The sequence below is a fragment of the bacterium genome, assembly GCA_024228115.1.
Lineage (GTDB): Bacteria > Myxococcota_A > UBA9160 > UBA9160 > UBA6930.
Genome location: JAAETT010000520.1, coordinates 1 through 9,878 on the forward strand (window position 1 = coordinate 1; position 9,878 = coordinate 9,878).

Annotated in this window: 9 protein-coding genes; 4 read left to right on the forward strand and 5 right to left on the reverse strand. The window is 64.1% G+C overall.

What is annotated here, in order from left to right; all coding sequences use genetic code 11:
- Window positions 1-99: 99 nt before the first annotated feature.
- Window positions 100-687, reverse strand: a complete 588-nt coding sequence (locus GY937_21750; GenBank protein ID MCP5059337.1) for an HDOD domain-containing protein — start codon at window positions 685-687, stop codon at window positions 100-102.
- 136 nt (window positions 688-823) lie between these two features.
- On the opposite strand from GY937_21750, the gene GY937_21755 reads away from it, so the two are divergent.
- Complete coding sequence (locus GY937_21755) at window positions 824-2,263, forward strand: hypothetical protein (GenBank protein ID MCP5059338.1); 1,440 nt, start codon at window positions 824-826, stop codon at window positions 2,261-2,263.
- A 9-nt stretch (window positions 2,264-2,272) separates the two neighbouring features.
- Here the strand turns inward: GY937_21755 and GY937_21760 are convergent, their stop codons facing one another.
- The gene (locus tag GY937_21760; GenBank protein MCP5059339.1) at window positions 2,273-4,138 is read right to left on the reverse strand and encodes a mechanosensitive ion channel family protein; all 1,866 of its coding nucleotides are present in this window, start codon (window positions 4,136-4,138) and stop codon (window positions 2,273-2,275) included.
- Between the two features lie 93 nt (window positions 4,139-4,231).
- Here GY937_21760 and GY937_21765 point away from each other — a divergent pair, with 93 nt between their 5' ends.
- Window positions 4,232-6,418 carry a DUF3604 domain-containing protein gene (locus tag GY937_21765; GenBank protein ID MCP5059340.1) on the forward strand — a complete coding sequence of 729 codons (2,187 nt, stop codon included), beginning with the start codon at window positions 4,232-4,234 and terminating at the stop codon, window positions 6,416-6,418.
- A 1-nt stretch (window position 6,419) separates the two neighbouring features.
- Window positions 6,420-7,052 carry a DNA-3-methyladenine glycosylase I gene (locus GY937_21770; GenBank protein MCP5059341.1) on the forward strand — a complete coding sequence of 211 codons (633 nt, stop codon included), beginning with the start codon at window positions 6,420-6,422 and terminating at the stop codon, window positions 7,050-7,052.
- Window positions 7,053-7,100: 48 nt separating this feature from the next.
- Here GY937_21770 and GY937_21775 read toward each other — a convergent pair whose 3' ends face one another.
- Both GY937_21775 and GY937_21780 read right to left on the reverse strand, forming a co-directional pair.
- Window positions 7,101-8,012, reverse strand: coding sequence for an alpha/beta hydrolase (locus GY937_21775; GenBank protein ID MCP5059342.1), 912 nt, complete (start codon window positions 8,010-8,012; stop codon window positions 7,101-7,103).
- A complete protein-coding gene (locus tag GY937_21780; protein MCP5059343.1) occupies window positions 8,009-8,530 on the reverse strand; it encodes a class IV adenylate cyclase in 522 nt (173 codons plus the stop codon). The genes GY937_21775 and GY937_21780 overlap by 4 nt, the downstream gene beginning before the upstream one ends.
- A 168-nt stretch (window positions 8,531-8,698) precedes the next feature.
- Between GY937_21780 and GY937_21785 the strand changes: the two genes are divergently transcribed.
- Complete coding sequence (locus tag GY937_21785) at window positions 8,699-9,115, forward strand: GFA family protein (protein ID MCP5059344.1); 417 nt, start codon at window positions 8,699-8,701, stop codon at window positions 9,113-9,115.
- A gap of 204 nt (window positions 9,116-9,319) precedes the next feature.
- Here GY937_21785 and GY937_21790 read toward each other — a convergent pair whose 3' ends face one another.
- Window positions 9,320-9,694, reverse strand: a complete 375-nt coding sequence (locus GY937_21790) for a hypothetical protein (GenBank protein ID MCP5059345.1) — start codon at window positions 9,692-9,694, stop codon at window positions 9,320-9,322.
- Window positions 9,695-9,878 lie beyond the last annotated feature (184 nt).

Here is a 9,878-nt window from a genome sequence, read left to right on the forward strand (position 1 = left end):
AAGGTGACAGTCTGTGCGGTAGTATCCGGCTTCATGAAGGGGCCCTTGTTGAGGGGAAACGGGTGTCGCAACACGTTTCTACCGCAACTGGGGCCTTCTTCAATTCAGGAACGCGACTTCTTCATGAATTATTCGGGCTAGCATCTCTCGCTCGGCGGCCAACCAATCGCTTGCGCTTCCGTTCGCCACTCGGGCCATCAACCCGGCCACGCGCCCCTCCAGGAACGGTGAGAGTACGACCTTGCCGATATCCCTCAACAACGCGCCGGTGTAGGCCAGCGAGGGGGAGACCTGCCCCCCGTGCTCATGGGCGATCAAGCGTGCAGCGATGGCGCCCTGAAGGCCGCTCGCCCAGAGGCCCGCGGGCCCTGTCAGGTAGCCCTCGAGGCTGGCCTGGATCCAGCTGTCGCATCCTTGGAGCACGGCTGCTGACACGACCGTGCGTTCACCAAGATAGGACACCGCGTGATCGAGATGTTCGATCGGACTGGAGGGCGCCATGGCAGACGCGTTTGAAATCCTCAACACGCGAGCCGTCAGGGGGCCGTCCTTCTCGACCACGGCGATCACGTCCGGAATAGCGTGCTCCGGATCCTCCATCAGCTCCAGGAGCTGCTTCGCGGATTCCGAGAGCGGTGCCATCCCGCGGATGAGTTTCTGGAGTTCACGCTCGCTGACGGCTCCCACACTCGCCTCCCCGTAGGGCTCATCGGCGAGCGCAGCAAACCGACGACCGGTGTTTCCCGGAGAGCTCGATTGGGGGATTTCCCAATGCGACCCCCGCGAGGCCCGGATGCCTTGCCCTGGTACACTTCAAACGGATATGCGCGCTTCCGTTTTCCTCCCCCTGCTGCTCCTCGCCTCATGCTCGGGCTCCGCGACCCCGGTTGGCCAGGACCCTCGGGCCGTTCTCTCCTGGGCGCGCGAGGGGGCGAATGCCTTCGAGATCCGCCGCGACGGCCAGACGCTCGGGGAGCTTCGGCCCGATGGGCACGGTGGCTTTCGCCTGAAGGGTGCAGCGGTAGAGGCCGAGATGAACGTCGACGAGCGGCGGCTGAAAGCAGCCCAGCCCTATCCGCGCCGCATCCGCGTCGAGGGGAGAGTGAAGGGCGGTGCGGCTGGCTTTCGCAACGAATACACCCTGCTCGCCCCGCCAGGCCCGCTTCCGGTCGAAGGCTTTGGACTCGTCGTCGCGAACGATACGACCGGGACGAACGATCACGAGCACGATGCGCTACGCCAATGGCTCACGACCCAGGGGTTGCCCGCCGACACCCGGCCGTTCCAGGAACTCCATGAGAGGGAAGCCGGGCGGGAACTACGTGTGTGGTACGAGATTTCGGGCCGCCGCATCGATGGCCGCTTCGAGCGGCTCGGGGGCGAGCCCCCCATCGCCCTCGTCGACTCCCTGTTTCGCAGCGAGGAAGGCGGCCTCAAGATCCACCACAAGCGGCCGGGCGAGAACGGACGCTTCAGCTACCACCGGCAAAGCCTCGAACTCGCCGATGCCATCACGGCGATCGACGAGGCGCCCCTCATCGCCCATGAATGCGGTTGTTATGGCTATGGCATCGCTGCTGACTTCATGACGCTCGGCTCCTCTCTCTACCAGGTCGAAGCGGATTGGCTCGATGACAGGGTGGGAGCTGAATTCTTCATCGGATTCGAGCGCCGGGATACGTTCCCGTGGTTCGGCATCGGCGATCGGCTGCGCATGCGGAATCTGGCCCGCCGCGTGCGGGCGTTCATCCTGAAGGATGCCTCGGGCAAAAGGTTCGCCGAAGTGTTGCTCGAACTTCCGGAGGATCCGCCGGCCTCGGGACTGGGCGCGATCACCTACCACGTGAATGATTGGAGCGACGGCGCCGAACCTCGGCCCGTCGCACGGATCGAGCACGACGATCTGGGCATCCGGATGCACTTCCTCGGTGCCCCCGAAACGCCTGCCGACGGGATCGAGGAGCTCGACCGGCTGTTCGCGGCCATGCCGGTACAGGTGATGCGCGGCGACGGCGTGCGTGACAGCCATCTACTCGACATCGAGCGCCTGCTGGATGCCGTTCGGCTGCTCGAGAGACCGGACGAAGAACGACTCGCCGATTTCGTCAGCGATGTCGATGCAGCGAGTGCAGCCCGCAAGGTGAATGCCCTGTTGCAGGGAAACGCTCAGCGATTCGTAGCAAGCGCCGATGCGTTCCCCCCGGCGCCGATACCCGGGCCCGGCGACCGGGCGCTCCACGCTCGTAGGGATGACCCGGAATAGAGACGCAGCTCAACCCGGCTTCTCGGACTCCCCTTCGGGCTCCGCTTCATCCGTTTCTACCGGGTTGCCAGCCGCGTCGAGCAGCTCCGTGGGGGCGGTGGGGAAGACGACCGGTCCGGGCTTTTCGTTCTGCCAGGGCTGGCGGGCCATCAAGCGCTGAGCCGTGCGGACGCCTTCGAGTGCGGCGACTTCGTCCGTGCGTGCGCCGGGTGGCGTAGCTGCCTCGCCCGCGGATTCACCGGGAAAGACATGCACCGTCTGGGTGGGGAAGGCGAACTGCACGCCCAACTGATCGGCCAGGCGTACGATGTCGAGGAAGAGCCGCTCGCGCTCGCGCAACTCGGTATTCCAATCCGGCACCTCGAAGAACATGTAGAGCATGACATCGAGACTCGACGGGCCAAACTCGTTGCACCAGACCTGGTAGTAGTCCTTGCGTGTGTAGGGATGGGTTCGAATCAACTCCCGGATCCCCTCGGCAAAGGCGATCAGTTTTTCGGGCGCGGTGTCGTACTGCACTCCCAGGGTCGTCTTCCATCGCCGGTAGCGACGGCGTCCGTAGTTATCCACCCGTGCGCGAACGAGGTTCGAATTCGGAACGGTGATCTGGGAATTGTAGAATGTGCGCACCCGGGTCGAACGGAAGCCGACAGCTTCGACGATTCCCTCCGTGTCATCGATCACGATCCAATCCCCGAGTTCGAAGGGCCGGTCGAGAATCACGGCGATCGACCCGAAGAAGTTCTCGACCGTGTCCTTGGCAGCGAACGAGAAACCGACGCCAGCCACGGTAAGCGAAGCCAGGAGCGGTGCGATCGGAAGGTCCAAGGCATCAGCCGCGTAGACGATCCCCATCGTCAGCACGAAGAGCTTGAGCGCGCGGCTGACCAAAGGAACGAGAATGTCGTCGATCTTGCTCACCGTCTGTTCCGCACGGCTGATTGCGACGCCCGCCACCAGATCGATCAGCCTCCACGCCGAGAGCGTGGCCGTGAACACCAGGAAGATCTGGAGTGCGCCTTCGAGAATCAACTCGAGGGTGGTCTGGAGATCGACGATGCGGAGCGCAAGCAGCCAGACCAACGCCGCCACCGTGAGCCCGATGGGACGAAGCGTAAGGCGCAACTGTTCCGGATCTTCGCGCCCGCCGGCGCGGCTGGCCATCCGGCCGGAAACCACACGGAGCATGCCGCGCACCAACGCATCAGCGATCAGACCGAGCAGGATGACGCCGAAGATGCCGATCCACTGCCAGGCCTTCAGCCCGAGAAACCGGGTCTCGATCAAGCGGCCTGGCACGCGGCGCTCCACCCAATCGCCGACGGTCAAGATCTCGCGGCCCGCGACCAGCGGGAGATCGGCAACCTGGGCTTCGAGGGCCGGGAGGGTCGCCAGGGTTTCCGCATCGAAGCGCCAGAGGCCGGCTTCGCCTTTGCGCAGAACGATGCCACCGGCAGGCGGACCGATCTGGCGGAGAAAGGCACGGTGGCGTTGGCGATCCGGAAACCAGGTCCACTCTTCGAGCTCAGCTGCGGGAGAAGCCGGAAGGACGTTCACATCGATGAGCTCGACCCGGTTGAGAACCGCGTAGAGCTGCCGCGCGAGTTCGCGGCCATCGCCTTCCGGTTGGAGGTCGAGATCCAGGCACGAGACGGCTTCCTCCCAGGCGCCGGGCCGATTCCACAGATCGTTCATCGCCACGAGGAAGCTGCGCATGGTGGAGCGGGGGCTGGCAAGACGGGCGGCGCGTGCGCGATCCCGCTCCGCAATCCGCGCTTCGGCCAAGCCGTTCGGTCCCGTACCCCCGTCCTGGCCGAGGACCGGTGTGGAAACCAGTAGGAGCAGAGCCGCGAGGGCGAGGCAAATCGGTTTCATGGGACGGAGCTTTCCAACTCGTCGTGAAGCCTGCAATTCTCTACCGCGGTACCCTGCACCGCCGCGATATGGCGCGAAAGGACGCATCCTCCCTTGAAACACGGGATTCTCCGACTCGTCTGGCTCCTCGTTGGCGTCTCCGGGGCATTGCTGCTGGGCGCGGGCGTTGGTCTCTTCCTTTTCTGGCAGGCCGGGCGCGGTGGAAGCCCTGCGGATGCAGGCAAGCCGACCGAGGCGCGAATCCCCGATCCAGTACTGGCCAGCCGCGCCACCGCCCTGGCAGCAAGCGGCATTGCCCGGGAGGGCGATCGGCAGATCCTGTTTGGCGATCTCCACGTGCACACCCAGTTCTCCGCCGATGCCCGCGTCTTCGGGCTGCCGGTTCTGGGCGGGGAAGTCGCACACCCCCCGGCCGATGCCTGCGACTTCGCACGTTTCTGCTCGGGCGTCGATTTCTGGAGCATCAACGACCACGCCGAGGGATTGCTGAGCGAGCAGTGGCGAGAAACGAAGAAGATGATCCGCGAGTGCAACGCCATCGCCGGCCCGCCCGACGACCCGGATGTCGTGGCTTTCCTCGGCTGGGAATGGAGTCAGACGAGTATCGCCGGCCCAGAGAGTCATTATGGCCATCGCAACGTCATCCTTCTGGATACGGAAGAGGATGCGGTTCCGACCCGGCCCATCGCGGCCTCACGGATCAACGTCTGGGGACTGATCGGTAGCGCCGTGGCAGCTGCGGATCCGGAGCCGACCAACGACTACGCCGCCTACCATCGCACTCTGTGGAACGGCCTGACCGCACCTGGCTGCGCAGAGGGTGTGCCGGTCCGTGAGTTGCCGGAAGATTGTGCCGAGGTCGTTCCGACCCCGGATCTGCTCTTCGAGAAACTCGACGATTGGGGTTTCCCGAGCCTCGTCATCCCTCATGGCCTGGCCTGGGGCACGACCAACCCTCCCGGCGCGCGCTTCGATCACCAGCTCGGCCCGATGCACGACCCGGCGCGACAACGGCTTCTCGAACTGTACTCGGGCCATGGCACCTCGGAGGTGTGGCGTGATGTGCGGCACGTGGAGGTCGGCGCAGACGGCGAGTGGACCTGCCCTGCTCCTCACGCCGGTTTCACGCCCTGCTGTTGGCGGGCCGGAGAGCTGGCGCGAGAGGCTTGCACCGACCCCGCATCCCCCGCATGCAAGGCCAGCGTCTTGCGCGCGCGCCAGGATGCGCTCAGTGGGCTTCCGTTCGGCGACATCGGTGCCCGGCGGGAAGGCGCCGCCGCCGAGGACTGGCGGACCTGCGGGCAGCTCGAGGACGCCTTCCTGCCATCTTTCGGCTATCGCCCAAAGCAATCCGCCCAATATGGCCTGGCCCTCGAGACCGAACAGGCGAACGGCCGCTTCCGCTTTGGCCTGATCGGCGCGAGCGACAACCACCGGGCACGGCCCGGCTCCAGCTACAAGGAGTTCGGCCTGGGAGCCATGACCGACGGAAATCGGCCGGCACCGGCCTGGACAGAAGATCGCGAAGATCTGCGTGCCCGGGTCGTTCTGCAGGCGTCGGGCTTGAAACGCGGCGACAGCTTCTACTACAGCGGCGGTCTGGCGGCTGTTCACGCAGCCCGGCGCGATCGGGAATCCATCTTTGCGGCTCTCCAACGACGCGAGACCTACGGAACCTCGGGCCCGCGAATTCAGCTGTGGTTCGACGTGATCTCGGCAGACGGCCTGCGCCACCCGATGGGATCCGAGGTGACGCTTTCCGGTGTCCCGCGCTTCGAGGTACGCGCCGCCGGCGCCTTCGTCCAGAAGCCGGGCTGCCCGGACTTCGTGGAGGAACGCCTGGGCGCCGAGGAGCTGGCGAGACTCTGCGTGAACGAGTGTCACCACCCGGGCGAGGTCCGCATTCCGATCGACCGCATCGAAGTCGTCCGCATCCGACCCGGGGTGCGCCCGGGTGGCGATTTCGCAAAGGCGATCGAGGATCCGTGGCGGGTCATCCCCTGCAGTGGCGATCCGGAAGGCTGCCGGGTCGTCTTCGATGATCCTGAGCACACCGAGAACGGGCAGGAATTCATCTACTACGTTCGCGCGTTGCAGGTACCTACACCCACGATCAACGGCGACCCCCTGGCCTGCGAGCGAGACGCAGAGGGGCGCTGCATGCAGGCTCATCTGTGTCGCTCCAATGGCTTCAATCAACCCGTTCCGGACAATTGCATGGCGCCCACCCAGGAACGGGCCTGGTCATCGCCCCTCTTCGTAGTGCGAGGGGAAAGCTGAGATGGGCCTGGGGGCCGTTCGCGGGGATGACGGGATCGTGCGTTGCGGATGGCCCGGCAAGCATGACGACTACCGCGCCTATCATGACAGGGAGTGGGGCTTCCCGGTTCGAGACGATACGCGGCTATTCGAGAAGATTTGCCTCGAAGGTTTCCAGAGTGGGCTTTCCTGGCTCACGATCTTGAGAAAGCGCGAGAACTTCCGGCGTGCCTTTGCCGGCTTCGACTTCGAGAGGATCGCGCGCTGGAACCGACGCAGCGTTGAGCGACTGATGCGCGACGCGGGCATCGTGCGTCACCGGGGAAAGATCGAATCCACACTGAACAATGCCCGCCAGGCCTGCGCAGCCGCCGACGAGTTCGGATCCCTGGCCGCCTTCTTCTGGAGCTTCGAGCCGGAAGCGGCGAGCCGTCCGAAGCGGATGACCGCCGCCACTCTCGGGAAGCTGACGGAGACCGACGAATCTCGCGCACTCTCGAAGGAGTTGAAGCGGCGGGGTTGGTCCTTCGTCGGACCCACGACCGCCTACGCTTTCATGCAGGCCATGGGCCTGGTCAACGACCACCTCGATCGCTGCGAAGTGCGTGCTGACGCCGTGACGGCTCGGGCGCGGTTTCGACCACCACAGGGCTGATCCGGTGCTTCTTCGATGCCGCTCCTGGTCGGCCCTGGGCAGCGAAGGTCAGGCTGCTGAGGCACCCGCCCCTGGCACCTCTCGCTCCTGAAGCCAGGCTTCGAGCATGCGATTGATCGTCTCCGGAGCCTCTTGCTGCACCCAATGGGAGATACCCGGCAGGTAGCGCAGGGTGAGATCCGAGACATGCTGATCCGTCCCGTAGGTGAGCTCCTTGCCGAGCGCGAAATCGTTCTCTCCCCACAGCATCAGGGTGGGCGTTTCGATCCTTGCGATCTGTTCGTCGCGGCCGAAGCTGCGTCCCGCTGCGCGATACCAATTGATCATCGCCTTCATGCCACCCGGGCGAAGCGCGTTCTCCCGGTAGACGTCGATCAAGGCGTTCGGGAACCGATCGGCGGGCACACCCGGTTGGCGAAACATGCGCTCCATGCTCCGGGCTCTGCCAAGCGTGAGCAGACGCTCGGGGAGCCTGGGAATCTGGAAGAACAAGGCGTACCAGGAGCAAAGCTTCTGCCGCCAGTTCTTCCGGAGAGCGTCCCGGAAGCAGGTCGGGTGTGGAACATCCATGATCACCAGCCGATCGATCGGCCGCACTTTCTGCGCCGCGAACATCCAGGCGACGATCGCGCCCCAATCATGACCAATGAGCACGACCTCATCGACATCCGCCGCATCGATCAGATTTCCGACGTCACTCGTCAGGTGTTCGATCTCGTAGTCCGCAACCTTCGGGAAGAGCGTCGATGCGCCGTAGCCCCGCTGATTCGGTGCCCAGACCTTGAATCCGAGTCTTGCCAGAAGCGGCATCTGCCATCTCCAGGAAACAGCATGCTCCGGGAACCCGTGCAGACACAAAGCCAGACGACGACTCGATGGATCCCCCGCCGTATGCATCTCGAAACGCAGCCCGCCTGCCTCGACGAACTCGACACCCACTCCCTCGCCCAACACACTCATTCCGTCGTCTCCACCATCGCCTCATAGGAAGTATCGATCAGATCTTCTGTGCGGATGCCGAGCTCTTCCATCAATCGATCGACTTTCTTGCGCTCCTCGGCCTCGGCCTCCGGGCTCGCATCGAAGACGGCCTCGAGTTCGAGAAACGTCCCCAATCCCTCGACCCGGTCGAGATGGATTCGCACGTTCCCGACCAACGCGATCTCCCGCTCTTTTCGCACCACCTTGTGAACCCCCAGAAGGGCACGGAGCAGACGCCTCGTCTCCTCCGGTTCCGGAACCGGCACCAACTGGTAGTCCGAGCGCTTGGGGCCTTCCAGATCCGGGCGCAGGTAGGGGATCAGCTGCCCCCCTGAGCGGGAAGACTCGCGAAGCTTCAGACGGCCATTTCGCGTGCAGAAGTAGGTATCCACTTGTCGTTCCACGCCTACCCAGCGCGTAGCCACGGCCTCCGCCCGTGACCGAGCAGCGACCAGATCCCCACAACGCGCCTTGATCTCGATGTTGGCTTTCGGCATCCCGCCCTCGGGTATACCGCACCCGGCGGTACACCAGCAGGGCACTGACTTCCCGGGCTTGTACAATCATCGCCAGGAGCCCGGGCTCCGCTTCGCCCCCGATTGCTGAAAACCCGATCTGCGGACGGACCGCATGTCGTTTGGAAGGCACGCAGATTCGAGGTTCGAATGCTCGAGGGTTCCTGTGCATGCGGTCGCATTCGCTACGAGATCCGCGGAGACCTTCTTGGCCCGGTGACATACTGCCATTGCTGGCGATGCCGCAAGCATTCGGGTTCGAGCTTCGGAACCACGGCCGGCGTCGAGACCTCGGACTTCGCTGTCGTTCTGGGAGATGAGCTTCTCGCTCACTGGGAATCCAGCCCCGGCGTGAGGCGTTTCTTCGCTTCTTGTTGCGGCTCTCCGATCTTCAAGCGGGAAGACGCCGTGCCCCAGGTTCTCGGATTTCGTCTCGGTACGCTCGATTCGGATCCCTCCTGCCGGGTCGAACAGCATTTCAGGGTCGGTTCGAGGGCACCATGGATAGAGATCAGGGACTCTCTTCCGCAGGAGACCAGCGGCATCCCCTTCGGTGAACGCGACTAGCGCCACCCAGGCCACCTACGCGGATCGGGAGGATCGTGAGCCGGTTCGCTCCCCGCCTGGTCGAGCAGCCAATTCGTGCAGCCTTGCGAAATCAACTCGCCAGCCGCCCGCCGAAATGATCAAGCGGGGAGCTGGACAGCCGACCACTTGGGTCTGACCATGGATCCGAATTCGAACTGCCTGACTCTCACTCGAGAATCCGGCCTACTCGTAGTGTCGGATCTCGATCACGTGTCTGTTGGGATCGAAGAAATAGAGCGAGGCGCCGACGCCACGCGCGCCCTCCTCTTCTCCTGGGCCCTGCATGTTGCCCACGGACTCGAAGGAATTGCCGAACTCGAGCCCTGCCTCGCGAACCCTCTCGAACACCTCCTCGAACTCCTTGCGAGGCATTGAGAAGGCGAGGTGTTCACCTCCTTCCGTTCCCCAGGGAGCGAGCTGAATCGTAAACTCGGACGTCACCCGTAGGATGGCGAAGGGTTCTCTCTTGCCTTCGTCCGTCAACCCAAGCGTCTCTGTGTAGAATCGCACGCTCTCGCCAACGTCGTTTACGCGCAAGATGATGTGGTCGAGAAGCATGGCATCCTTCCGAATGGGTTCATTCGAGCTCGGTGCAGGCCATCAGCTGTTGGCGATCACGAGAAACCGTAGAAATCTGATCATCTAGCCGTGGTCGCGCGCGAGTGCTGGTTTCTCGTCAGAACGGCGAATCGGTGTCGGTCGGATCGGTGTCGAGTTCGCGATCGAGAGCCGCGAGGTAGTG

Coding starts and splice junctions, on each gene's coding strand:
- GY937_21770 (MCP5059341.1), top strand. CDS start 6,420: ATGGGCCTGGGGGCCGTTCGCGGGGATGACGGGATCGTGCGTTGCGGA.
- GY937_21760 (MCP5059339.1), bottom strand. CDS start 4,138: ATGAAACCGATTTGCCTCGCCCTCGCGGCTCTGCTCCTACTGGTTTCC.
- GY937_21755 (MCP5059338.1), top strand. CDS start 824: ATGCGCGCTTCCGTTTTCCTCCCCCTGCTGCTCCTCGCCTCATGCTCG.
- GY937_21790 (MCP5059345.1), bottom strand. CDS start 9,694: ATGCTTCTCGACCACATCATCTTGCGCGTAAACGACGTTGGCGAGAGC.
- GY937_21785 (MCP5059344.1), top strand. CDS start 8,699: ATGCTCGAGGGTTCCTGTGCATGCGGTCGCATTCGCTACGAGATCCGC.
- GY937_21775 (MCP5059342.1), bottom strand. CDS start 8,012: ATGAGTGTGTTGGGCGAGGGAGTGGGTGTCGAGTTCGTCGAGGCAGGC.
- GY937_21780 (MCP5059343.1), bottom strand. CDS start 8,530: ATGCCGAAAGCCAACATCGAGATCAAGGCGCGTTGTGGGGATCTGGTC.